The organism is Paenibacillus antri (assembly GCF_005765165.1).
GTDB lineage: Bacteria > Bacillota > Bacilli > Paenibacillales > YIM-B00363 > Paenibacillus_AE > Paenibacillus_AE antri.
Genome location: NZ_VCIW01000010.1, coordinates 45,740 through 68,256, shown reverse-complemented (window position 1 = coordinate 68,256; position 22,517 = coordinate 45,740). Strand labels below are relative to the sequence as shown.

Here is a 22,517-nt window from a genome sequence, read left to right as displayed (position 1 = left end):
TATTGATATTGGAACATATGTTCGGTATAATGAGGAAAAGGAGGCGGCGTTCATGGACCAAGCGGAACAGGTGGCTTATTCTTTTCGGCGGCGGTGGCCGAACGGGTTTTCCTGCCCGAGCTGCGGATATGGGGCGTATTATACGATCACGACGCGGCAGCTCCCGCTCTACGAATGCCGCCTGTGCGGCCATCAAACGTCCGTGACGGCCGGCACCGTCATGGCCAAGACGCGCACGCCGCTCGCCAAGTGGGCCGCCGCCATCGAGCTGCTTGCCTCTACGAACGGCGTGAACGCGAAGCAGCTCGCCGCGCTCGTCGACGTAAAGCACAAGACGGCGTGGCGCATGCTGCGCAAATTCCGGCAAGCGATCGGAGAAGTCGAGGACGCCTTCAAGCTGCAAGGGACTGTACATACCGGGCTCCATTTCTTGGCGCCCAAATATATATTCATTTTTCTGCCCCACCGGCACTATCGTTGCGAACGCGTCGTGTCCGTCTCGGCTTCCGTCGGTAGAGACGGCAAGCCGACCGCGTTGAAGCTCGGGTTCGTGCCTCGAGACCGTCTCGTCCGCGGATATAAGGAACCGACCGCGCACGGGAAGGAACGCATCCTCGAGGAACACGTCGATCCGTGCGCGGACAAGCATTGGCTCAACTCCGATCGGATGCACCATAGCCCGCTGCGGGATTGCCTACTAGAGGCCCGCGGTTGGATGAACCGGCTGTTCAACGGCGTCGGCACGAAGTACCTTCAGAGCTACCTCGACGAGTTCTGTTTCCGTTGGAACGCCTCCGCCCAAGGAACCTCCTTACGCGAGGCGTGGGGCAAGCTTTGCTTCCAAGCCGGTTAGGCGCCCCGCGCTCTACCTGAGCAGGAGACATCACCTTGGAAAGGTGCGGCGGAAGAAAGGAACGGCGGAGCGAAGGCGCCATGGAGCGATCCGGCATTGGAATGGATGCGAACGCGAAAATACCCTCCGCCAACGAAGAACGCCCCCGGCGAGTCCCGTGGTCCCGGGATTCGCGCGAGGGCGCCTGCTGCAAATCGCTTATTCGATATTCGATACGATGTAACGGCCTTCCTCTTGGCTCCAAGTTACCGTATACTTCACGCCGTCCTTCGTTGCTACCGTGAAGCCGTCCGCCTTGCTGCCTTCGATCGTCAGCTCTTCCGGAGCGACGCCGACGACGGAGGAGGCGAAGAACTTGTCCGCGTTGACGACGACGCCCGCGTCCGTTGCCGGCGCAGACACGTAGTGGGCGACGATACGGTCAGCGACCGCTGCGTCGAAGTAACCGAGCAGCAGATCTTTCGCAGCTTCCGGCGTGCCCGTCGTCGGGTTGAGCAGCGGCGTGCCGTCTTCCGCTGCGTCGTGGTGGAACAATGTATTGACTTTATCTTCCGCGATCGCGATCGCGTTCACGGCTTTCAATTGTTCGACGGCCGGATCTTCCGCCGGAGCCGCTTCTTCGGCCGGCGTCGCTTCCGTCGCAGGCGCTTCAACCGCAGGCGTCTCGGCCGCCGGCGTCTCTTCGCCGCCGTTCGAGCAGGCAACGGCCCCAAGGGCCAACATCAGCGCAAACAAACCGATCGCAAACTTTTTCAACATAGATCTCCATCCCCTTATCTCTCTTTTCCATAATCATCAAATAGACGTTATGGTTTTATATTTATCGAACTATAGGTTCGATTTCCTATTATAGTGAGTCGCCTAAAAAATTACAAGCCCCTTTGCTTTTAATTTTTTCCATCACTTAAACGTTATGTATAGCCAAAATGTTCCTGTGCAAACTCCAGAAATTTGGCGTTTCTGTGAACGGAAGCGTAATGTCGAGTTTGATCGAACCGCGGGATTCGTTTATGATAAGAAATAAATTTAAAGGAGGCGGCCGCATGACGTATCGCGTTCAGTTCGACTACTCGCCGGTTTACGAGCTATTGCTGAGCTTTATGATTTACAGCCGCCGAAAGTGGACGCGCAACCTCGATATCGGGAACGCCTGGTTGAAGGAAACCGACGACCTGTTCGGCCCGAAACGGAAAGCGGCTAGCGGCGCCTGCTCGGAGGATACGTTCGACCGGTTGTTCCTGCTCGCTTACGTGTGCCCGAATAAGGAAGACGTGCCCTCGTTCTTGGATTGGCTCTCGGGTCAAAGCCCCGGCCAGCTGTACGAGCTTCTCTCTCCGCAAGCGCTGGGCTCGCTGCCGAGCGACCTCGGAGAAGACATCGAACGCGCCGTGACATTGCTGCGGGCTTGGAACGAGCTGTACTTCGACGACTTTCTCGCGAAGACGGGATGGGACGAGCTCGCCCGCGCCAGCCTCGCGGAGAAGGAAGCGGCCGTCGCGCCGGACGCGGTCTCTCAGGTCGAGCTGACGACCGGCGGTTTGGTGCTCGAGCCGAACGACCGCATACGGACGATCGTACTCATTCCGGGGCAGCATTTCCGCCCGTTGAATTTAACGGCCACCTATCGTTCTCTTGTCATTATTTTGTATCCCGTCGATCCGCCCGCCGCGCCGGATGCGCCGCCGACGATGGTGCTTCGCGCCACGCGGGCGATGTCGGACGACAGCCGCCTTCGCATTTTGCGGTTTCTGGCGCCGTCGCCGCGCAGCTTCACGGAGGTCGTCGCCTACACCGGCCTCTCCAAGGGAACGGTGCACCATCATATGATGGCGCTGCGGGCCGCCGGCTTGATCCGGACGCATTTCGTCGGTGAACAGTACAGTCAGGAGCGGTTCAGCATCCGGTTGGACGGCGTCGAGGAGTGCACGAACGCGCTCCGCGCTTATATGAGTACGTAGACAAAAAACCTCGCCTCGGCGGATGCCGAAAGCGAGGTTTTTTTCGTGTCTTTATCGAAGGTCGTTCGGGATCCGCCGCGCGACGCCCGTGCGGATCGCCGCTTCGGCGACCGCTCGGCTGACGCGTTCGACGACCTTGTCGTTGAACGTGCTCGGGATGATGTAATACTCGTTGAGCTCGTCGTCGGAGACGACGGAGGCGATCGCCCGCGCGGCCGCGAGCTTCATCTCTTCGTTGATCGAGGTCGCTCGGCAGTCGAGCGCGCCCCGGAAGATGCCCGGGAAGCAGAGGACGTTATTGATCTGATTCGGGTAGTCGCCGCGGCCGGTCGCTATGACCCTCACGTACGGCTCCGCGGCCTCCGGCGAAATTTCCGGCTCGGGATTCGCCATGGCGAAGACGATCGGATCTTTCGCCATCGACTGAACGTCCTCGACGGTCAGGACGTTCGGGCGCGACACGCCGATGAAGACGTCCGCGCCGCGAATGACGTCGGAGACGCCGCCCCGGAGCCGGCGCGGATTCGTCCGTTCCGCGAGCCAATTCCAGTTCGGATTATCGTACGTCTCGCCGGGTACGAGCGCGCCCATCCGATCGACGCAGACGAGCTCGCCGATGCCGGCGGACAGGAGGATCTTCGAGCACGCCGTCCCCGCCGCGCCGCAGCCGACGAGCACCGCCTTCACTCGCTCCATCGGTTTGTCCACGAGCCGCAGCGCGTTCAACAGCCCCGCAAGCATAACGACGGCGGTGCCGTGCTGGTCGTCGTGGAACACGGGAATATCGAGCTCCGCCTTCAGCCGCTCCTCGATCTCGAAGCACCGGGGCGACGCGATATCCTCCAGGTTAATGCCCCCGAAGCCGGGCGCGATCGCCTTGATCGTCCGGATGATCTCTTCGGTATCCTTCGTGTCGAGGCAGATCGGGAACGCGTCGACGCCGGCCAGCTGCTTGAACAACATCGCCTTGCCTTCCATGACCGGCATCGCCGCCTTCGGTCCGATGTCGCCGAGCCCGAGCACCGCCGTGCCGTCGGAGACGACCGCGACCGTGTTGCGCTTGATGGTGAGCGTGTGCGCCTTGCCGGGATCGTCGTGGATCGCCATGCAGACGCGCGCCACGCCGGGCGTATACACCCGCGACAAGTCGTCGCGATTCGTGATTTTCACCTTCGGCTGCACCTCGACTTTGCCGCCGAGATGGACGAGGAACGTACGGTCCGACACGTTGACGACCCGCACGCCGGGAAGAGAGGCGACCGCTTCGGTCAAGCGGCCGTCTTCCGCGTCGCTCACGTTGATCGTCACGTCTCGGATCGTCGACTCCTTGGACGCGCGGATGACGTCGATCGCCACGACGTCTCCGCCCGCGTTCGTTATTTCCGAAATCACTTGTCCGAATCCCGTCTTCGTCTTGTCCATCTCGATCCGCATAATGACGCTCGTCCCGATTGCCATATCGACACCGACCTTATCGTAGAATGAACTTCTCGACGACCTTGCGAACCCCTTCGTCGTTGTTGCTCGCCGTCACGTAGTTCGCGACGGCCTTCAGCGAATCCACGGCGTTGTCCATCGCGACGCCGAGTCCCGCCGCCTCGATCATCTCATGATCGTTCCACGAATCGCCGACCGCGATCGTCTCCTCCTGCGGGATGCCGTAATGCGCAGCCAGATGAAGCAGCGCATGGCCCTTCGTCGCTTCGGGATGCACGACTTCCAAATAATGCGGCTTCGACTTCGTGACGTGCGCGCGTCCGCCCAGCCGCTCGCGCAGCTCGGGAATAAGCGCATCCAGAGTCGCCGGCTCGTCGATCATGAGCAGCTTCGCCGTGCCGCGCTTCGCGATGCTCCGGAAGTTGGCCTGCACCTCGTACGGCACATTCGTCAAGGCCGAGTACGCCCTCGCCTTGTCGTTATCTTCCCTCGCGATCAACCGGTCGTCCTCGTAGGCTTGGATATGCAGCCCTTTCTCTTCCGCGAACGCGACGACCTCGAGCGCGGCGTCCTCCGGAACGGGCCGCTCGTACAGCACCTCGCCGTCGAGCAGGTTTTTGATCAACGCGCCTTGGTACGTAATGATCGGCACGTTCAGGTCGAGCGGCGCCGCGATTTTCGCAGCCGACGGAAACATGCGCCCCGTCGCCAGCGTCACGACGCAGCCTTGCGCGACTGCGGTCGCCAGCGCCCGCTTCGTCCCCTCCGTCACGACGAGATCGTCCGTCAAGAGCGTATCGTCGACGTCGATCGCGATCAAGCGGTATCGTTTGCTCTCCATATTTTCCACGTGCGGTTCTCCCTCCGCTTCTCTATTCTCATTTTCTCCCGAAATCCGCTTTTACTTCCCCCCATGCCTCCGTATTCCACTTCACGATCTTGTTGGAATACGAATTCGACTGCAGCCATGCCGTCGCCCGGTCGACCCGGCGCCAGATGTCCTCGGTCGAGGCGTCCCGGACCAGCGTCGTCGCGGGCTTCTTGTCGCGCACCCACTTCATCGCCGTCTGGGAGTCGCTGTAGATCGTCTTGTCGCTGCCTTGCTGCTTCAAATAGGCGAGGCCGTGCACGATCGCGAGGTACTCGCCCAAGTTATTCGTCCCTTTCGGGATCGGGCCCTGATGGAACAGCCGCTCGCCCGTCGCCGTATCGACGCCCTGGTACTCCACGATGCCGGGATTTCCGCTGCTTGCCGCGTCGACGCAGATGCTGTTCCGGTCGTAATCGCCCGCGGGGGCTTTCGCTCCGCCCTTGCCGGCGGAAGCGCCGGCCGCCTTGACGCCCGCGGCCGCGAACGACTTGCGGAAGCCTTGCTCGTACGCCTTCTCCGCTTCCGCGCGGGTCGGATAGGATTTGTACTTCGCGCCGGGCACGCCGTCCACCTGCGCCTTGCAGTCGTTCCATGACGTATAGACGCCGGGCGTTTTCCCGACCCATACGACGTACCACTTCGAGTTTGCCATAAGTTTCAATCACCAATTCAAGATTTTATCACACCTGCGGTCCAAGAGCATATTTCATTGGGGATCCGGACGGACGATCGTCAGCCCCTCGACGTGGCGCTTGCTCATGAGCTTCTTCTTCTTCCGATTCTCCTTCGTGTCGAACACGATATCGAAGTCGTAATCATCCGGGTACAGCTCCGTCTTCGAGATGTGCAGCTTAAGCCGCTTGCGGTTCAGCTTCAGCCTCTCCTTCTGCACCAGGACGCCGACGTCCCCGACCTTGTCCGCCGCCGCATAGACGATGCCGTATTTGTCCAGCGACGGAATGTAGACGCAGTCGCCGACGTCGAACTCCGCTTCCGTCTCGTCGGAAGCGGCGGGACGAGGCAACGGCTCCGCCGCCTTGCCCGGCACGAACGCCGGCAGGTCGATCGCGCCCTCGAAGGCGGCGGACCCGTCCTCGCCGCGACGGCGAGCGCCTTCCGTCAGCTCCCGCGAGCGGACGAGCACCTGCGCCGGCATGCCGAGCTTGCTCGCGATCGCGAACGCGTAGCTGTGTCCCGCTTCGCCGATGCGGAGCCGGTACAGCGGCTCCAGCGTCTCGGTATCGAACTCCATGCGCGCGTTCTCGAAGCCCGGCGCGGCCGCCGCGAACCGCTTGATTTCGTTGAAATGCGTCGTCGCTACGACCGTCGCCCCCTTGCGGTACAGCTCCTCGAGCACCGCGATGGAGAGGCCGACGCCTTCGCCGGGGTCGGTGCCGGACGCCATCTCGTCGATGAGCACGAGCGTAGAGCCGTTCGCCGTTCGCAGCGTCTCGACGAGCATCTTCACATGCGCGGAGAACGTGCTGAGCGATTGCTCGAGCGACTGCCCGTCGCCGATGTCGGCCGAGAAGCGGCGGAACACCGCGAACGCGCTGCCCGGCGCGACCGGGACGAGCAATCCGGACTGGACCATCAGCGTCAGCAGCCCGATCGTCTTCAGCGCGACCGTCTTGCCTCCCGTATTCGGTCCTGTAATGATCAAGGCTCGGTACGTCTGCCCGATCGAGAAGTCGAGCGGCACCATGCCGCCGCCGAGCAGCGGATGGCGCGCGCCGCGGACGTCGACGACGCCGGCGTCGTTCGCCTCGACCCAGACGCCGTCGATCGCCCGGGCGTACTTCGCCTTCGCGAACAGGAAGTCGTACGCGCCGACCGTCTCGGCGTTCAGCCGCAGCTCCGTCTCATGATCCTCGACGAGGCCGGTCAGCAACGCGAGCACCTTCGTCTCCTCGCGAGCTTCCTCCGCCCGCAGGTCGCCGAGCTCGTATTGCAGCGCCGCCAGCTCCGCGGGCTCGATGTACACCGTCTGCCCGCTCGCGGACTCGTCGAGCACCGCGCCCTGCACGAGCCGGCGGTGCTCCTTCTTCACCGGCAGCACGTACCGGTTGCCGCGCTTCGCGACGATCGCCTCTTGAAGAATGCTCTTATGCTTCGTCATCAGGGCGTCGAGCCGCTTCTTCATCCGATCCTCCGCGATCAGGATCTGCTTGCGGATCTTCGCGAGCTCTCCGCTCGCGGCGTCGTCCACCCGACCGTGGCGGATGCAGCGGTCGATCTCCCGGCGCACCTCCGCCAAGTCGTAGAGGGAGTTCGCGTACGACGTGACGCGCGGGGCCTGCTGCTTCTTGCCGTCCATGTACCGGCGCAGCTGCCCGCAGCCAGTTAGGAACGTGAGGATGGCGCCGAAATCCGCCTCCGCGAACACGTACCCCGTACCGATCAGCTGGAACACGGTCTCCATCCCTTCAAGGGACGGCAGCGGCACGCTCGCGCCCAGCTTCAGCAGCTCGCTCGCTTCGGCCGTCTCCGCCAGCAGCGACCGCACCGCTCCGAGCTCCGTCATCGGCTGCAGCTTCTCGGCGAGCGCCTTCCCCAAATACGTAACCGCGTATTCCGTCAATCGTTCGACCACTTGCGTATATTCCAATCGCGCCATCGTACGTTCGTTCATTCGTAATCGCTCCTCATAGGGAAAATGGTGAAAAACAAAAAGGCAAAGCCGGCGTCAAAAAACACGACGCAGCTTTGCCTATCGACGAGGGCACTCCGATCGATCCGGACCATAAAAAAACCGCGCTGAAACACAGCGCGGGTTTAGGCCGATGGAGTACGCCGGCGGCGTAAGATGTCGTTCCGCGTGTTCTTAACTGATCGAGGGAACGGTGTCAAGGAGCGTACGCAAACAAGGCTCCGCCGGATCGACAGAGTCTTCGTACCGAAATCCTTCCCGTAACGCCTCTATTCAATTGCTCAGTTAAGAACCCCTGCAGACATCAAAATCTCTCCCTATGTAGGATATTCCCATCGTATCCGGACGCCGGCCCGTTGTCAAGGGCCGGCGCCCGATCAGCTTCGCACGTACCAAATCAACGCGCCGAGCGCGACGACCGTCGTCACCGTATAGATGACGGACAGTCGAATCCAGTTCGGCACCGAATTTTTATCGTACTGCGGATTGCCTTCTTTGTTTTCCTTCGACCCCCCGATCCACATCGTGGCGAGAAAGCCGATCAGCGCGATCAAGACGACGGCGCCGCATAGTAAGTATAGGTTGTTCATTGGACACCTGCCTGTTTTTTCGCGAAATCGTAAAAATATCGTGCTACGTGATCGATGCGCTTCGCCGCGTCCGGATGCGTCGGTTCGCCGTCCGCGAACGCCCGCAGCTGCCCCCCGAGCGAAATCCACTCCGGGCAATTGATGCCGTGCACGTATCGAACGGCCGTCTGGAGCTGCTGCAGCGTGGACACCGCCACCGCGCCGCCCGCCGTCGCCATCGCAAGCGCCGCCTTGCCGGACACATGCCGCTTCTCCAGCCAATCGATCGCGTTCTTCATGAGACCGGTCGGCCCGCCGTGATATTCCGGCGTGCTGAACCCGAAGGCGTCGGCGCCTTCCGCGAGGCGAAGCAGCTCCGCCAGGTTCGCGTCGGCGGCCGTCCCGCCCGGGATGTAATCGGGCTCGTAGAAAGGAATCGGCCTCCGATACAACTCGAACAGCTCCACGGACGCGCCGAGCCCCTGCAGCCGCTTGCCGACGCAGGCGGCGAGCTTCGCGCTGGTCGCGTCCGGCCGGTTGCTGCCCGCAATCAAGACTATGTTCACGAGTCGCCCTCCTTTTTCGCTTCTCCTATTATACCGCATTCGGCCGCGTTCGCACGTTATGGTACAATAGAGGCGAATCGAACGGGAGGACGACTTACTTATGAACGTAGCATTTTTCATATTGCCGAAAACCGAAGTCATTACGCTTACGCCTTCCCACACGATGCGACAAGCGTTAGAGCGGATGGACCGGCACGGTTATACCGCCGTTCCGCTCGTCGACGAACAGGGCAAGTACGCCGGCACGATTACCGAAGGCGATCTGCTGTTCAAGATGAAGAACGAACCCGAGCTGAAGTTTACCGATACCCACCGCGTGGCGCTGCGGAGCGTCCCTCAGCGGCGCAACGTCGTACCCGTCAAGATCGATGCCGTCATGGAGGATCTGATCAAGCTCGCCGTGACGCAGAACTTCGTCCCCGTCGTCGACGACATGGACGTATTCATCGGCATCGTCCGCAGAAGCGACATTATCGAATACTGTTATGGGAAAATGGCGCGGTAATCTCGCCGATTCCGGCACATAGGACGACAATGGATCGAATAGGCTGAATAGTAACTATCTTAGAGGAGGTGGATCCGTCCGCGCGGGACGGGAACATGCGACGCGCGGGCGGAAACGCGAGTGGACCCTTCACCCTTACCGCTATGGCTCGGTTTGACGCTGGTTGCGATTTTAGTGTTTGTGAACGGCTTCTTCGTAGCCGCGGAGTTCGCGATCGTCAAGGTGCGCGGCTCCCGCATCGACACGCTCGTACAGCAAGGCCATCGACGCGCCGGGATCGCGAGGCGGTTAACCTCGAACCTGGACGCCTACCTCTCCGCGTGTCAGCTCGGCATCACCCTCGCCTCGCTCGGCCTCGGGTGGATCGGCGAGCCGACGATCGCCAACTGGCTGGAGACGACCTTCGCCGGCCGCATCCCCGATCCGCTGCTGCATCCGCTCGCATTCGCCATCGCCTTCTCCCTCATCACAGTCCTCCATATCGTACTCGGCGAGCTGATGCCGAAATCCCTCGCGATCCGCAAATCCGAAGGCGTCACGCTCGTCACGGCGCTGCCGCTTCACCTGTTTTATCGCGTCATGTACCCGTTCATCTGGCTGCTGAACGGCCTGGCCAACCGACTGCTGCGGCTGCTCGGCACGGAGCCCGCGAGCGAAAGCGAGACGGCCCATACCGAAGACGAAATCCGCATTCTCGTGAAGGAGAGCAACAAGAGCGGACATATCGACAATACCGAACTGGCGCTCTTCCATAACGTCTTCGACTTCGCGGATACGACCGCGCGCGAGATCATGATTCCTCGCACCGAGATGGTGTGCCTGTACGCCGACCGTCCGTTCCAGGAAAACATGCGCATCGTCGTCGAGGAGAAGCATACCCGGTATCCGGTTTGCGTGGAGGAGAAGGACAACGTCATCGGCATGGTGCATATCAAGGATTTGCTCGACACGTCCGGCGCGACCGACCTTCGACCGTTCCTTCGGCCGATCATGAAGGTGCCGGAATCGATGCCGATCTCGCAGCTGATGAAGGTGCTGCAGCGCAAGCGATCGTATATGGCGCTCCTCATCGACGAATACGGCGGCACCGCCGGTCTCGTCACGTTCGAGGACATTATCGAGGAGCTCGTCGGCGAAGTGCACGACGAATTCGACGAGGAACGCGCCTCGATCGAAAAGAGGGACCCCGACACGTTCTCCATCGACGGGCTGCTATTGATCGAAGACGTGAACGATTACTTCGCCTTGGCGATCGACACCGACGTCTACGACACGATCGGCGGCTGGATGTACGCCAACGTGGAGAGCCCGCCGCGCATCCACCAGAAGGTCATCGTAGGCGAATACGAATTCGTCGTCGAGGAAACCGAGAACCTGCGCGTCTCGCGCATTCTCGTGCGGCGGCGGCGCGCCGAACCGGTTCGCGCTTTGGGAGTCGGATAGAGAGCGGCGGCTCTTGCGATCGAAAAAGGTCCTCTTGTCCGAGTACGCTCGGACCGGAGGACCTTTTTCGTTAGAACCGCTTGCTTACTCCACGGCTTTGAACACGAACAGCTTGCTCTGGAAGTCGCCGCGCAGCCCCGTCACCGGCAAGCCGAAATGCATCAGCTCGTCCCCGCCGAACGTCTCGCCCGTCTCCTCGAGCCGGTACGCCTTGCGCGGGTCGAGCCCTTGCAGCGTCAGCCGGCGGAGCGGCGCGTTCGGCGCGGCCAACACGCGGAAGAACGCCGCGAACGCTTCGTTCCGGTCGCTCGAGACGAACATCCACGCCGTCTCGTTCCCTTCGAACGGGCTCTTCAATCGGTAGAAGTCGCCGAATTGAATGAGTTCCCGCAGCGCCTTGTACTGGGCGACTTGCCCGCGCACGGCGTCCTTCTCGTCTTCCGAGAACTTCGTCAGATCGAGCTCGTAGCCGAAGTTGCCGGACATCGCCACGTGGCCTCTCATCTCGATCGGCGTCGAACGATGCACTTGATGGTTCGGCACCGCGGAGACGTGCGCGCCCATCGCGCTCGCCGGATAGACGATGCTCGTGCCGTATTGGATTTTCAACCGCTCGACCGCGTCCGTGTCGTCGCTCGTCCACGTCTGCGGCATGTAATACAGCATCCCGGGATCGAACCGTCCGCCGCCGCCGGAGCAGCTCTCGAACAGAATGTGCGGGAACCGCGACGTGATGCGCTCGAGCGCGTCGTACAAGCCGAGCATGTACCGATGCGCCGTCTCGCGCTGGCGGTCCGGCGGCAGCAGCGCCGAGCCGATCTCCGTCATGTTGCGGTTCATGTCCCACTTCACGTACGTGATCGGCGCCGATTCGAGAATCGCGCTCACCGACTCGACGATGTAGTCGCACACGTCCCGGCGCGACAGGTCGAGAATGAGCTGCTGCCGTCCCATCGTGCGGCTCCGGTCCGGCACGTGCAAGCACCAGTCCGGATGCGCGCGGTACAGATCGCTGTCCGGCGACACCATCTCCGGCTCGAACCAGAGGCCGAATTCCATGCCCGTCGCCGTAATGTCGCGCGCGAGCGCGTCCAGCCCTTCGGGCAGCTTCCGCTTGTCCGGCACCCAGTCGCCGAGCGAGCTGTTGTCGCTGTCTCGGCGGCCGAACCAGCCGTCGTCGAGCACGAACAGCTCGATGCCGAGCTCTTGGCCGGCCGCGGCGATGCGCTTGATCTTCTCGGCGTTGAAGTCGAAGTACGTCGCTTCCCAGTTGTTCACGAGGATCGGACGAGCCTTGTCCCGGAAAATGCCGCGGCACAGCCGCGTACGATACAACTTATGGTACGTGCGCGACATGCCGCCGAGACCTTCCGAGGAGCGGACGAGCACCGCCTCCGGCGTCTGGAACGTCTCGCCGGGCTCGAGCTTCCAGCTGAAATCGAACGGCTGAATGCCGATGCCGACGCGCGACGTGCCGAACTGCTCCGCCTCGGCCTGCGCGACGAAGCTGCCGCTGTAGACGAGGCTGAAGCCGTACACCTCGCCGCGGCGCTCGGTCGCGTCCTTCGCGAGCAGGGCGAGGAACGGGTTTTGCTGGTGGCTGCTCGAGCCCCGCTTGCTGTCGACGCGCAAAATGCCCGGCGCAAGCGGGCGACGGTGCGGGTAGCGCTCCCGCGTCCACGCGCCCGACAGCTGCAGGACGTCGAAGTCGTCCGACGCGAAGTCGACGCTCGCGCTGAGCGCCCGCTGCAGCACGACAGGCGCCGCGCCCTCGTTCTCGAAGCGGGCCGAGCGCGCGATCGCGTCGAAGCCGGCGAAGACGCTGTATTGCAGGACGACGACGAGGCCGGACACCGCGTCGCGCAGCCGGAGCTCGAGCGTCTCCGCCTCGGCGTCGTCTTCGACGTACGTCGCGGGCAGCCCCGGCAGCGCCGGCTTCCCCGCCGTAATCGCGTGCGACTCGTAGCGCAGATCCGTTACCGTCGTTCCGTTCGGGAACGCGACGTGCACGGCGGGCTCGCGATAATCGCCCGTCCCGTACGACGGGTACTCCTGCGGCAGCGTGTCGAACGCGAACGTGCGGTCTTCGGCGATGAAGTTCGGGTGGAACGAGCAGCGCTCCGTCGCCTCGACCCGCCCGCGGAACCGCGCCGCGTCGAGCTTCGGGCCCCAATACACGTGCGACGGATACGCTTCCTTCGCGATCCGGAAAATGTAGCTGGAATCTTTCGATTGCAGGTGGAACAATCGTTGCGTTTCATCGTACATAATCGGCATTGTGATCTCTTCCTCCTCTTCTCTGGGCCTATTATCGCACAGCTGCCCCAAGGAGAACAGCGGACAACATCGTCGCAGACCGTACCATTTCGCCCCGGAGGGGCAGTTCCCACTCCGACCGCAGCAATCCCCCCGTCCCCGCCGACCGCCATACACTAGCCCCCGACCCGAATGCACCGCCATGCAGCATTTTCCGCACCACAATGCAGCACATTTCGCACCGTCATGCAGCAACCACTCCTCCCCCGCCGACCTCCAGACACTTGTTACTTCCCGGGCGCACCACCAAATGGGTGAAAGCCGCTGGGTGATTAGCGAGGTTTAGGTACTTCAGTGTCGGCCGGGACCGTCGCAGCTGCCTTCGCTCCCCACGTCCCTTGTACTCGTGTTCCCTTGAGTCAGCCAGTCATAGCCATGCCGCCTCTGCGCAGCTGAGTGAAAGCGAACACGAGGACACGAAAGACTGCCGCGGTAACAGATTCTATCAGGGGCCGCCGCAGCTGTCTTCGCTCCCCACGCCCCTTGTACTCGTGTTCCCTTGAGTCAGCCAGTCATAGCCATACCGCCTCTGCGCAGCTGAGCGAAGGGAAGACGAGGAGAAGGAGTCCGCGAAGGGAACTCGACTCGACTCGAGTCGGCCAGGCCCGAACCCCACCCGACCCGGCCAGGCCCGAACCCGGACCTACCCTCGCCCGCGCACAAAAAAACGCCGCAGGGGCGATAACCCCCGTGGCGCGCGGCGTACCTATCGACAAGAGCGCTACGGGCGCAGCACCTTGTCGATAATCCCGTATTCGAGCGCTTCCTCGGCGCTCATGTAGAAGTCGCGATCGGTATCCTTCTCGATTCGCTCGATCGGCTGGCCGGTCGCTTCGGCGATCATCGCGTTCAACCGCTCCCGCGTCCGCAGGATGTGCTCGGCGTGGATCTTGATGTCCGACGCCTGCCCCCGCGCCCCGCCAAGCGGCTGATGCAGCATCACCTCGGCGTGCGGCAGCGCGAAGCGCTTGCCCTTCGTTCCGGCGAGCAGCAGCATCGCGCCGAACGAGGCGGCCATGCCGATGCAGATCGTCGAGACGTCCGGCTTGATATGGCGCATCGTATCGAGCACCGCCAGCCCGGCCGAGACGCTGCCCCCCGGCGAATTAATATACAGGTGAATATCCTTCTCCGAATCCTCCGCGGCGAGGAACAGCAGCTGCGCCACGATGGCGTTGGCGGAGACGTCGTCCACCTCGGTGCCGAGAAATACGATTCGATCCCTCAGCAGCCGCGAGTAAATATCGTACGAACGCTCTCCGCGATTCGTCTGTTCCACGACGATCGGTACATATGCAGCCATAACGGCGGTCAACTCCTTCGAGAAAATGGAATCAAACCGCTATCGCATCTCCCGCGCGGAACGCCAGGACGCGCACCGGCGCGTCGCCCGGACGAGCCACAGCGGCACAGGCGCCGTCGCTCGTCGCGGCGAAGCCGACGACTCGCCCGCCGGCGAAGGCCGAGCGGCGGCCGGTCCGCTCGGCGCGAGTCGTCGAGCGCGGCCCGAAGCCGCTGGGCGGACGCAGCGCGCCAGCGGACGAGCGGGCGAAGCGCCCGCCGTCGGGCCGCGACGACGCGGACGGCCCCGCGCCGGCCTCCGCCGAAGCGCCGAGCGCGACGACCGCGTCGATCGAACCGCGGCGCAGCGCGTCGATGTACGCGTCGACCGCCGCGGCGTCGGCAGCGGGCGGCGGCGTTTCCGCGTCGGCGGAGCGGCCAAGACGCGCGCGCGCCCGGTGCAGCAGCGACTTCACCGAGCCGACGGTCATGCCGAGCCGGTCGGCCGTCTCCGTAAGCGGCAGCGCGAACGCTTCGCACAGGAGCAGCGCCGTGCGCTGCTTCGGCGTAAGCGCCGCGAGCCGCCGCGCGGCGTCGTCCAGCGCCTCGTCGGCCCGGGCGTCCTCGGCCGCGGCGGCGCGGGCGGGCGCTTCCCAGCCGGCCCACTCCGCCGGACGGACGCTCTCCCGCGCGCGGCGCAGCCGGTCGATCCACGCATTCGATGCGATACGGTACAAATAAGCTTTCGTGAGCGGCGCGTCGCCGGTCCGCGCGAACCGGGCGAACGCCTTTTCCAACGTGTCTTGCATCAGATCGTCCGCATCCCAGCGATTCCGGGCGACGGAACGGCAATAAGCTTGCAGCGACGGCAATAGCGGCGCGGCCGCGCGGTCGAACGCGTCGGCGGCGCCGGTCGACGATGTCTCTTCGGCGCCAAGAGCGTGCATCATCGGAGGGCCCTCCTTAAAGTTGCTGTTACGCTTATAGTAACGAAAACGCCGCCCGAAAAGATACGGGCGGCGCAAATAATTTAATCGTTCGTGAAGCTGCGGGTGAGCGTCGGGATCGCGGACGCCGGCCGGAAGCGCAGCGCCGACCACGTCTCGTCGATCGCGACCTGCGTCACGGCTTCGTAGCCCGCGGCGCGCACGATCTTCCAGCCGGCGTCGCGGTTGATGTCGGTCTTGATCTTCGACGTCTTCTTCGGATACGAAAACCAAAGCACCCCGTCGTGTTGAATCGCGGCGAGCGCGAGCGGCCCCTTCTCCTCGAGCTCCGCGACGCTCGTCACGAACAGGTGGACGAAGTCGTACGCTCCGTTCTCCCCGGTCGGCTCGGTTTCCACGACCGAACCCTCCGGCAAGCTTCCCAGCAGCTTCTCGTAATCGCCGCCCGGCACATTCAGCGCCAGCGGGCGTTTCGCCTTGTGCAGCATTAATTTCTTCCACGCGTCCGCCATCTTTTTTCGATTGTCCCCTTCCGTCGCCGCATGTATAATGAGTCCATTCTGTCATGAAAGGCCCGTGAAAATCAACTTATGCTCTGGCACTTATTTTTTTCCGGCTTCGCCCTGTCCTTAAGCCTCTGCCTCGACCTTGGCATGGTCAACGTAGCGATCGTGCGCGAGGGCGTTCAGCGCGGCTTCTGGCCGTCGTTCCTGATCGGCGTCGGCTCCTCGTTCGGCGACCTGACGTACGCCGTGCTCGCCACGACCGGCGTCGCGCTGCTGCTCGGCATCCCGGAGGTGCGCTGGGCGCTCTGGGTCGGCGGCACGATCATGCTGCTGTACTTCGCCGCCCTGATGATCCGCGCCGCGATGCGGCCGAAGTCGATGGACGCAGGCGACGCGGCCGCGAACGGCCAAGCCGCCCCGCGCCGCTCCTCGCTGCGCTCGTTCCTCTGGGGCTGGGGCCTCGCCATCGCGTCGCCGACCGCCATTCTATGGTTCGCGACCGTCGGCGGCAGCGTCGTGGCGAAATCGCCCGTCCAAGGCGCGCTCGCCCTCGCGTCATTCCTAGCCGGCTTCTTCTCGGCGTCGATCCTATGGTCGCTCGGCATGGCGCTGCTCGCTTCGACGAGCGGCAAGCGGCTCGGACCGACGTTCGTGCGCGCGATCTCGATCGTCTCGGCGGCGCTGTTCTTGTACTTCGCCGTCGACGTGTTCCTGGACGGCTATCGGTCGTTCGTCGCCCCGCTGTAGATGCGCCGGATCACGTCCTCGAATTCCGGCTCCTCCATATGAATATCGACGATGTCCCCGAGCGCCGAAGCCGCGTCCAGCACGCGCTTCGGCCGGATGCGCTCGCGTTGGAACGCCAGCGCGACGCGCGGTCCGTCCGCGCGCTCGACCGCGACCTCGTCGCCGAACGCCGCGGCGCAGGCGGCCGCGTCGACGTCCCCCGCGAACGTCAGCGTCATGCGGCTCGGCAGGCCGATCCGTTCCCGCAGCTCCTCGAGCGATCCGTCATACGCCAGCGCCCCCCCATTCAGCACCATGACCCGGCTGCACAACGTCTCGATGTCGTCCATGTCGTGCGTCGTCAGCAGGATCGTCTTCCCGAACTCCCGGTTCAGCGACCGCAGGAATTCCCGAATGCTTCGCTTCGCGAACGCGTCGAGTCCGATCGTCGGCTCGTCGAGAAACAACACGTCCGGATCGTGCAGCAGCGCGGCGGCGAGGTCGGCCCGCATCCGCTGTCCGAGCGAGCACTTGCGCACCGGCAAGTCCATCACTTCGTCCAGCCGCAGCAGCTCCGTCAGCTCGGCGAGCCGCTTCCGCTTGACGTCCGGCTCGACCTTGTACATCGCCGCAAGCACGTCGTACGAGTCGCGGACGGGCAAGTCCCACCACAGCTGGCTGCGCTGCCCGAACACGACGCCGATTCGCCCGGCCACGTGCCGGCGCTCCCGCTGCGGCGACCGCCCCGCGACTCGCACCTCCCCTGCCGTCGGGTGGAGGATGCCCGTCAGCATCTTGATCGTCGTCGACTTGCCGGCGCCGTTGGGCCCGATGTACCCGACGAATTCCCCCCGCTCGATCGTAAAGCTGACGTCCGCCACTGCGGCCGTCTCTTTGTACTGCCTGGCGAACAGCGACCGTACGCCGGCGAACGCCCCTTCCTTCACGACGGGCCGGCGGAACGTCTTGCCGAGCCCTTCCGCTGCGATCATGACCATGCGATGCGAGTCTCCCTTCATTTTCCGAAAACGTTCCTAATGTCCCGTACTCTGGTACCGGCGAATGCCGAACCGCCAAAACCGCAGCGCCAGCCACATCGCGAGAACCGCGACGCCCCCCGTCGCCGCGAACACCCACGGGCCGAGCTCTCCCTTCAATAGATACAACGCCGGCAAGTAGTTAACGAACCCGACGGGCAGCAGCGTGAGGAGGATGCCCTTAAGCCAATCCGGGTACAGCGTCAGCGGATACTGCCCCGCGTTGCGGGCGGCGTCCTCGGTGAACGACTGCAGATCGTCGACCTGCGTCGTCCAGAAGCCGACCGTCGCGGTCGCGAGGCCGATCGCGAACAGGATGACCGCGCCGACGAGAATGCTGTAGATCGTCAGCGGAATCGCCCATGGCTCGAGCTGCCCGGATCGCAGCATCGCGCCGATGCAGACGCTCAGCACGGCTGTGCCCTGCACGAGCTCGCCGGGAAGCAGCTTGACGTTCGCCGTCATGAGCCCGAACAACACGGGGACGGGGCGGACCATGAGCTGGTCGAGGTCGCCTGTGACGAGATACTTTTCGATATGATGCACGTCCGAGGTGAACGTTCGGTACAGCATCTTAGCCAAAATGATGACCGCGTACAAATACCCGATCTCGTACACGTTCCACTGCTTCACGTGATCGAACCGCAGCAGCACGACCGCGACCATCAGAAAGTCCGCGACCGAGATGAGCGCCGCGACGAGCGACGTGAACACGAAGTTGAACCGGTATTGCATCCGGCTTCGGACGCTGGCGCGCAATAGCTTGACGTACAGCGACAATCCGCTCATCCGCCCTGCACCTCCACCTTCCGCCGCATCCATGCCGTAACTCCGTAAGAGAGCGCCGTGAACGCGGCGCACCAGCCGAACGCCGTCGCCAACGCCGCGGCCGGCGCGTCGTGCGTCTCAAGCCAGATCGTCACCGGCGCGTATTGGATATACGGATACGGCGTCCATGCCGCAACCGCTTGCAACGGGCCGGGCAGCCATTCGATCGGAATGAAAAATCCGGAGATGACCATCGCGACGGCGTAATGCAGCCAATACAAAAACCGCGCCTCCCCCGTCCACAACGACATCGCCCCGATCAAATAGTTGACGCAGATGCTGATGTAGCTCGCCATCAGCAGCGATGCGGCGGCATACGCGTACGTGGCCGGTCGCTCCGGCAGCGGAATCGAAAAGACGACGGCGAAGAAGGCGTAAATCGGCAGCGCGCGATAAACGAAGTTGTAGCCGATCTTGCCCCACTCCCTCGCGGCGAGCTGCGGGAACAGGTGGACGGGACGAATGAGTTCGAGCGAGATGTTGCCGGAGCGGACGAGCGTCTCGATGCCGAGACCGTAGGTTAGAAACAAGGTGAGGACGAGGATCGACTGGTTGGCCGCGATGTAAGCGATCATGCCTTCCGTGCCGTATTCCCCGAGCGAGTGGTCGGCGCCGAGGCCGATCCAGATCGAGATGTAGACGTAACCGAAGATGAGACTGGTGACCGAACGCACCGCGTGGGCGGCCCGGTATTGCAAATTGACGCGATACGACTTCCGAAACAGCGTAGCGAAGAGCATGCAACACCCCCCAATTGGAAACTAGCGGAAGAACATCATAGCAGACCGAGGCGGGCGCCGCAAGAGCAAAGATAGCCGGATACACCGCGCGATGCGTCTATACCAACCTAGCAAACTTACATACAATGCACTATCTCGCAACGAAAGGGGAGATATTCCACTTTGGCAAACATTGATGTAAGACTTTCTTTGCACGCAGACAACAACTTGAATGGCCGCCGTATCGTGTTCCGGCGCGGGGGGATCGCGATCCGGGATTTCGACGCGTTCCGGTTCAACGACCAATTGTCGAGCTTCCGGCTCCGCAACGTCGTGAACAGCAACGACGTGACGATGATCCTGTTCGCGGACAACAACTTCCGCGGCGCGACTCGCGTCTACCGCGGCAACACGGTCGTCAACGACCTCGGCGACTTCAACGACCAGGCGTCGTCCCTGATCGTCGTCGGGCGCCGGTTGAACGACAACCAAGTCGCCCGCATCATCTCGACCCGCCGTCCGCCGCTCGGCATCTTGTTCGTCCGTTCTTAATCGACGAAACGGCACAGCAAAAAAAGCCGTTCAAGCGCAGGGAACCGTTCCCTCGCTTGAGCGGCTTTCTCTATGCTTTTTGCGAAGATTAGCGCATCGCCGCCGCGACCGCATCCACGTACTTGCGCGCGTTCGCTTCCAGCTCGTCGAATTTGCCCTCGGACACCAGCTTCTTGTCCACCAGATTGCTGCCGAGACCGACGCCCGCCACGCCCGCCTTCACGAAGTCCGCGATGTTGGCGAGGTTGACGCCGCCTGTCACGATCATCGGAATTCGGTCGAGCGGCGCGCGAATATCTTTCAAATATTGAATGCCGAGCGTCGCCATCGGAAACAGCTTGACCGCTCTCGCGCCGGCCTTCCACGCGCGTACGATTTCCGTCGGCGTCATGACGCCCGGGAATACGTCGACGCCTTGCTCGATGCCGTATCGAACGACGTCTTCGTCGAGGTTCGGCGAGATGAGGAACTGCGCGCCCGACGCGACCGCTTCTTTCGCCATCTCCAGATCCAATACCGTGCCCGCGCCGAGGAACGCTTCGCCCTCGTACTTCTTCCGCCAGTTCGCGAGGGACGTCATCGCTCCTTCCGTGTTCATCGTCACTTCCAGCACCTTAATGCCCCCGCGGATGAGCGCCTCCGCTCCCCGATCCGCGCCTTCGCCCGACACCCCTCTGAAGATAGCTACGATCTTGTTGTTCTCGATCACCTGTAACAAATCCATGAGTTCCAGCGCCTCCTTATAAGTGACTATATCTTACCATGCGGTTGTGCTATGATGAAAGCAATTTGAAGGCAATGCTACCTTTCGCGGGAAGGTACAACCTCGTCGTCGTTCATGCGGCTTCGGTTGTGCTTTGTCGCGTTTTTCGCGTTCTTCGCGCGATTCGCGCGTCCGGCGTTGCCCGACACGATAAGGAGGCGTTATTGATGTTGAAGGAAGCGGTGTACCATCGCCCGAAGCTGAATTGGTCGTTCGCGTACGACGAGAAGACGGTCGTGCTGCGGCTGCGCGCGAAGCGCGGCGACGCGGCGAGCGTCGAGACGAAGTACGGGGACAAGTTCCAGCCGTTCGAAGCGATGCGGTCGGCGCCGATGCGCCTCGCGTATTCGGACGAGCTGTTCGACTATTGGGAGATCGACGTGCAGCCGGAGTACCGGAGGCTCGCGTACGCGTTCGCGCTGACGGACGCGGACGGCGAGACGTGGTGGTTTTCGGAAAAGGGGTTCTCCCCCGCGGCCCCCGACGAGCACTTCGGCCTGTTCGAATTTCCGTTCCTGCACCGCTCGGAGCTGTTCCGCCCGCCGGCTTGGGTGAAGGATGCCGTGTTTTATCAAATCTTCCCGGAGCGGTTCGCGAACGGGGATCCGTCGAACGATCCCGACGACGTACTCCCGTGGGGCGAGAAGCCGGAATGGTACAACTACTTCGGCGGCGATTTGCAAGGCGTGATGGACCATCTGGATCACCTGACGGAGCTCGGCGTGAACGCGATTTACTTCACGCCGCTGTTCCAAGCGCGCACGAATCACAAATACGACACCGAGGATTATCTGCGGGTGGACCGCCACTTCGGCGACAACGATTTGTTGAAGAGGGTCGTGGACGCCTGCCATGCCCGCGGCATCCGCGTCATGCTCGACGCCGTCTTCAACCACGCCGGGGGTACGTTCGCGCCGTTCCTCGACGTCGTGGAGAAGGGCGCCGACTCGAAGTACGCCGATTGGTTCCATGTGCGGCAATTCCCGCTGGAGCGGATCGACGGCGTGCCGACGTACGACGCGTTCGCCTTCGAACAGCACATGCCGAAGCTGAACACGGCGAACCCCGAGGTGCAGGAATATCTTCTCGGCGTAGCGCGGTACTGGATCGAGGAAGTCGGCATCGACGGCTGGCGGCTCGACGTCGCGAACGAGGTCGACCATGCGTTCTGGCGGCGCTTCCGGGAGGTCGTGAAAGGCGCCAAGCCGGACTGCTACATTCTCGGCGAGATGTTCCACGACGCGATGATGTGGCTGCAGGGCGATCAGTTCGACGCGACGATGAAATATCCGTTCACGGGCACCGTGCTCGACTTCGTCGCCAGGGAGAAGCTGGACGCGCGCGGCTTCGCGGACGCGATCCAGCGGCAACTCGCGTCGTACCCGCGGCAGGTGAACGAGGCGATGTTCAACCTGCTCGATTCGCACGACACCCCTCGCCTGCTGACGATTTGCGGCGAGGACGCGCGCAAGCTGAAGCTGGCCGTGCTGTTCCAGCTTACCTTCCTCGGCGCGCCGTGCATCTATTACGGCGACGAGGTCGGCATGGTCGGCGAGGGCGATCCCGACTGCCGACGGTGCATGGTCTGGGATCCCGCGGCGCAGGATCGAGAGCTGTTCGCGTTCTACCGGAACGCGATCGGGCTTCGGCGCGCGCACGCGGCGCTGCGCGCGGGCTCGATCCGGTTCCTGCTCGCGGAACCGGGCGACGGGCGCGTGCTCTACGAGCGCGCCGATGCGGACGAGCGGTTCGTCGTCGCGTTGAACCGCGGCGAAGCGGAAGCGGCGTTCCCGCTTCCGGAGCTCGAGGGCGGCCGCTGGACGACGGCCTTCGCCGCTTCCGGCGCCGCGCTCGTCGCCGGGCGCCTGACCGTGCCGGCGTACGGATACGCCGTCCTGCGGGATGCCGCGGAGTAACGAGCGGCGCGGTTGGTTTTCCGTCTTTTTGCGAACCCTACCATTAATCCCCTAAAACCGTCGATTTTCTGATA

The 22,517-nt window shown here is 63.0% G+C and carries 22 protein-coding genes; 7 read left to right on the top strand and 15 right to left on the bottom strand.

Going from position 1 to position 22,517, the window contains the following annotated elements; genetic code table 11:
• The first annotated feature begins 52 nt into the window (after nt 1-52).
• On the top strand, nt 53-853 hold the full coding sequence (locus FE782_RS15910) for a transposase (RefSeq protein ID WP_138195210.1): 801 nt from the start codon (nt 53-55) through the stop codon (nt 851-853).
• Between the two features lie 198 nt (nt 854-1,051).
• On the opposite strand, the gene FE782_RS15905 is transcribed toward FE782_RS15910, so the two are convergent.
• Nucleotides 1,052-1,612, bottom strand: coding sequence for a hypothetical protein (locus tag FE782_RS15905; RefSeq protein WP_138195209.1), 561 nt, complete (start codon nt 1,610-1,612; stop codon nt 1,052-1,054).
• Nucleotides 1,613-1,896: 284 nt separating this feature from the next.
• On the opposite strand from FE782_RS15905, the gene FE782_RS15900 reads away from it, so the two are divergent.
• On the top strand, nt 1,897-2,811 hold the full coding sequence (locus tag FE782_RS15900; protein ID WP_138195208.1) for an ArsR/SmtB family transcription factor: 915 nt from the start codon (nt 1,897-1,899) through the stop codon (nt 2,809-2,811).
• Between the two features lie 51 nt (nt 2,812-2,862).
• On the opposite strand, the gene FE782_RS15895 is transcribed toward FE782_RS15900, so the two are convergent.
• The 6 genes from FE782_RS15895 to FE782_RS15870 all read right to left on the bottom strand — a co-directional run bounded on the left by FE782_RS15895 (nt 2,863) and on the right by FE782_RS15870 (nt 8,904).
• Entirely contained in the window at nt 2,863-4,245 is a 1,383-nt protein-coding gene (locus tag FE782_RS15895; protein WP_439116436.1) for an NAD-dependent malic enzyme, read from the bottom strand.
• A gap of 37 nt (nt 4,246-4,282) precedes the next feature.
• Nucleotides 4,283-5,089 carry a Cof-type HAD-IIB family hydrolase gene (locus tag FE782_RS15890; RefSeq protein ID WP_138195340.1) on the bottom strand — a complete coding sequence of 269 codons (807 nt, stop codon included), beginning with the start codon at nt 5,087-5,089 and terminating at the stop codon, nt 4,283-4,285.
• Between the two features lie 37 nt (nt 5,090-5,126).
• Nucleotides 5,127-5,771 carry a ribonuclease H gene (gene rnhA / locus FE782_RS15885; protein WP_138195206.1) on the bottom strand — a complete coding sequence of 215 codons (645 nt, stop codon included), beginning with the start codon at nt 5,769-5,771 and terminating at the stop codon, nt 5,127-5,129.
• Between the two features lie 54 nt (nt 5,772-5,825).
• Entirely contained in the window at nt 5,826-7,751 is a 1,926-nt protein-coding gene (locus FE782_RS15880; protein ID WP_138195205.1) for an endonuclease MutS2, read from the bottom strand.
• A 395-nt stretch (nt 7,752-8,146) separates the two neighbouring features.
• On the bottom strand, nt 8,147-8,359 hold the full coding sequence (locus FE782_RS15875) for a hypothetical protein (RefSeq protein ID WP_138195204.1): 213 nt from the start codon (nt 8,357-8,359) through the stop codon (nt 8,147-8,149).
• The gene (locus FE782_RS15870) at nt 8,356-8,904 is read right to left on the bottom strand and encodes an NADPH-dependent FMN reductase (protein WP_158299415.1); all 549 of its coding nucleotides are present in this window, start codon (nt 8,902-8,904) and stop codon (nt 8,356-8,358) included. The genes FE782_RS15875 and FE782_RS15870 overlap by 4 nt, the downstream gene beginning before the upstream one ends.
• A 100-nt stretch (nt 8,905-9,004) precedes the next feature.
• Between FE782_RS15870 and FE782_RS15865 the strand changes: the two genes are divergently transcribed.
• On the top strand, nt 9,005-9,409 hold the full coding sequence (locus FE782_RS15865; RefSeq protein WP_138195202.1) for a CBS domain-containing protein: 405 nt from the start codon (nt 9,005-9,007) through the stop codon (nt 9,407-9,409).
• Nucleotides 9,410-9,529: 120 nt separating this feature from the next.
• The gene (locus FE782_RS15860; protein ID WP_138195201.1) at nt 9,530-10,852 is read left to right on the top strand and encodes a hemolysin family protein; all 1,323 of its coding nucleotides are present in this window, start codon (nt 9,530-9,532) and stop codon (nt 10,850-10,852) included.
• 84 nt (nt 10,853-10,936) lie between these two features.
• Here FE782_RS15860 and FE782_RS15855 read toward each other — a convergent pair whose 3' ends face one another.
• From FE782_RS15855 to FE782_RS15840, 4 genes are all read right to left on the bottom strand, one after another.
• The gene (locus tag FE782_RS15855; protein ID WP_138195200.1) at nt 10,937-13,129 is read right to left on the bottom strand and encodes an alpha-galactosidase; all 2,193 of its coding nucleotides are present in this window, start codon (nt 13,127-13,129) and stop codon (nt 10,937-10,939) included.
• A 760-nt stretch (nt 13,130-13,889) separates the two neighbouring features.
• Nucleotides 13,890-14,471: an ATP-dependent Clp endopeptidase proteolytic subunit ClpP gene (gene clpP / locus FE782_RS15850; RefSeq protein WP_138195199.1), complete on the bottom strand. Its 582-nt coding sequence runs from the start codon at nt 14,469-14,471 to the stop codon at nt 13,890-13,892.
• A 31-nt stretch (nt 14,472-14,502) separates the two neighbouring features.
• Nucleotides 14,503-15,399, bottom strand: coding sequence for an RNA polymerase sigma factor (locus FE782_RS15845; protein WP_138195198.1), 897 nt, complete (start codon nt 15,397-15,399; stop codon nt 14,503-14,505).
• Between the two features lie 80 nt (nt 15,400-15,479).
• Nucleotides 15,480-15,908 (bottom strand): hypothetical protein, encoded by a 429-nt coding sequence (locus tag FE782_RS15840; RefSeq protein ID WP_138195197.1) that lies wholly within the window; start codon nt 15,906-15,908, stop codon nt 15,480-15,482.
• Between the two features lie 78 nt (nt 15,909-15,986).
• Here FE782_RS15840 and FE782_RS15835 point away from each other — a divergent pair, with 78 nt between their 5' ends.
• On the top strand, nt 15,987-16,649 hold the full coding sequence (locus tag FE782_RS15835; RefSeq protein ID WP_138195196.1) for a LysE family transporter: 663 nt from the start codon (nt 15,987-15,989) through the stop codon (nt 16,647-16,649).
• Here FE782_RS15835 and FE782_RS15830 read toward each other — a convergent pair.
• Genes FE782_RS15830 through FE782_RS15820 form a run of 3 tightly spaced genes read right to left on the bottom strand, consistent with a single transcriptional unit; the run spans nt 16,622 to nt 19,233 of the window.
• Nucleotides 16,622-17,620 (bottom strand): ABC transporter ATP-binding protein, encoded by a 999-nt coding sequence (locus tag FE782_RS15830; protein ID WP_138195339.1) that lies wholly within the window; start codon nt 17,618-17,620, stop codon nt 16,622-16,624. The two genes, FE782_RS15835 and FE782_RS15830, sit on opposite strands and share 28 nt — an antisense overlap.
• A gap of 42 nt (nt 17,621-17,662) precedes the next feature.
• Entirely contained in the window at nt 17,663-18,454 is a 792-nt protein-coding gene (locus FE782_RS15825; protein WP_138195195.1) for an ABC transporter permease, read from the bottom strand.
• Nucleotides 18,451-19,233, bottom strand: coding sequence for an ABC transporter permease (locus FE782_RS15820; RefSeq protein ID WP_138195194.1), 783 nt, complete (start codon nt 19,231-19,233; stop codon nt 18,451-18,453). The genes FE782_RS15825 and FE782_RS15820 overlap by 4 nt, the downstream gene beginning before the upstream one ends.
• Nucleotides 19,234-19,395: 162 nt before the next feature.
• Here FE782_RS15820 and FE782_RS15815 point away from each other — a divergent pair, with 162 nt between their 5' ends.
• A complete protein-coding gene (locus tag FE782_RS15815) occupies nt 19,396-19,764 on the top strand; it encodes a hypothetical protein (RefSeq protein ID WP_138195193.1) in 369 nt (122 codons plus the stop codon).
• Nucleotides 19,765-19,852: 88 nt separating this feature from the next.
• On the opposite strand, the gene FE782_RS15810 is transcribed toward FE782_RS15815, so the two are convergent.
• Nucleotides 19,853-20,488, bottom strand: a complete 636-nt coding sequence (locus FE782_RS15810; protein WP_138195192.1) for a bifunctional 4-hydroxy-2-oxoglutarate aldolase/2-dehydro-3-deoxy-phosphogluconate aldolase — start codon at nt 20,486-20,488, stop codon at nt 19,853-19,855.
• A 206-nt stretch (nt 20,489-20,694) separates the two neighbouring features.
• Between FE782_RS15810 and FE782_RS15805 the strand changes: the two genes are divergently transcribed.
• Nucleotides 20,695-22,443, top strand: coding sequence for an alpha-glycosidase (locus FE782_RS15805; RefSeq protein ID WP_138195191.1), 1,749 nt, complete (start codon nt 20,695-20,697; stop codon nt 22,441-22,443).
• Nucleotides 22,444-22,517 lie beyond the last annotated feature (74 nt).

Excerpts from the sequence above, each read along its gene's own strand:
- FE782_RS15820 (WP_138195194.1), bottom strand. The coding sequence starts at position 19,233 with ATGCTCTTCGCTACGCTGTTTCGGAAGTCGTATCGCGTCAATTTGCAA.
- FE782_RS15840 (WP_138195197.1), bottom strand. The coding sequence starts at position 15,908 with ATGGCGGACGCGTGGAAGAAATTAATGCTGCACAAGGCGAAACGCCCG.
- FE782_RS15855 (WP_138195200.1), bottom strand. The coding sequence starts at position 13,129 with ATGCCGATTATGTACGATGAAACGCAACGATTGTTCCACCTGCAATCG.
- FE782_RS15845 (WP_138195198.1), bottom strand. The coding sequence starts at position 15,399 with ATGATGCACGCTCTTGGCGCCGAAGAGACATCGTCGACCGGCGCCGCC.
- FE782_RS15890 (WP_138195340.1), bottom strand. The coding sequence starts at position 5,089 with ATGGAGAGCAAACGATACCGCTTGATCGCGATCGACGTCGACGATACG.
- FE782_RS15895 (WP_439116436.1), bottom strand. The coding sequence starts at position 4,245 with ATGCGGATCGAGATGGACAAGACGAAGACGGGATTCGGACAAGTGATT.
- FE782_RS15900 (WP_138195208.1), top strand. The coding sequence starts at position 1,897 with ATGACGTATCGCGTTCAGTTCGACTACTCGCCGGTTTACGAGCTATTG.
- FE782_RS15830 (WP_138195339.1), bottom strand. The coding sequence starts at position 17,620 with ATGATCGCAGCGGAAGGGCTCGGCAAGACGTTCCGCCGGCCCGTCGTG.
- FE782_RS15880 (WP_138195205.1), bottom strand. The coding sequence starts at position 7,751 with ATGAACGAACGTACGATGGCGCGATTGGAATATACGCAAGTGGTCGAA.
- FE782_RS15805 (WP_138195191.1), top strand. The coding sequence starts at position 20,695 with ATGTTGAAGGAAGCGGTGTACCATCGCCCGAAGCTGAATTGGTCGTTC.
- FE782_RS15865 (WP_138195202.1), top strand. The coding sequence starts at position 9,005 with ATGAACGTAGCATTTTTCATATTGCCGAAAACCGAAGTCATTACGCTT.
- clpP (WP_138195199.1), bottom strand. The coding sequence starts at position 14,471 with ATGGCTGCATATGTACCGATCGTCGTGGAACAGACGAATCGCGGAGAG.
- FE782_RS15835 (WP_138195196.1), top strand. The coding sequence starts at position 15,987 with ATGCTCTGGCACTTATTTTTTTCCGGCTTCGCCCTGTCCTTAAGCCTC.
- FE782_RS15810 (WP_138195192.1), bottom strand. The coding sequence starts at position 20,488 with ATGGATTTGTTACAGGTGATCGAGAACAACAAGATCGTAGCTATCTTC.
- FE782_RS15825 (WP_138195195.1), bottom strand. The coding sequence starts at position 18,454 with ATGAGCGGATTGTCGCTGTACGTCAAGCTATTGCGCGCCAGCGTCCGA.
- FE782_RS15875 (WP_138195204.1), bottom strand. The coding sequence starts at position 8,359 with ATGAACAACCTATACTTACTATGCGGCGCCGTCGTCTTGATCGCGCTG.
- FE782_RS15905 (WP_138195209.1), bottom strand. The coding sequence starts at position 1,612 with ATGTTGAAAAAGTTTGCGATCGGTTTGTTTGCGCTGATGTTGGCCCTT.
- rnhA (WP_138195206.1), bottom strand. The coding sequence starts at position 5,771 with ATGGCAAACTCGAAGTGGTACGTCGTATGGGTCGGGAAAACGCCCGGC.
- FE782_RS15910 (WP_138195210.1), top strand. The coding sequence starts at position 53 with ATGGACCAAGCGGAACAGGTGGCTTATTCTTTTCGGCGGCGGTGGCCG.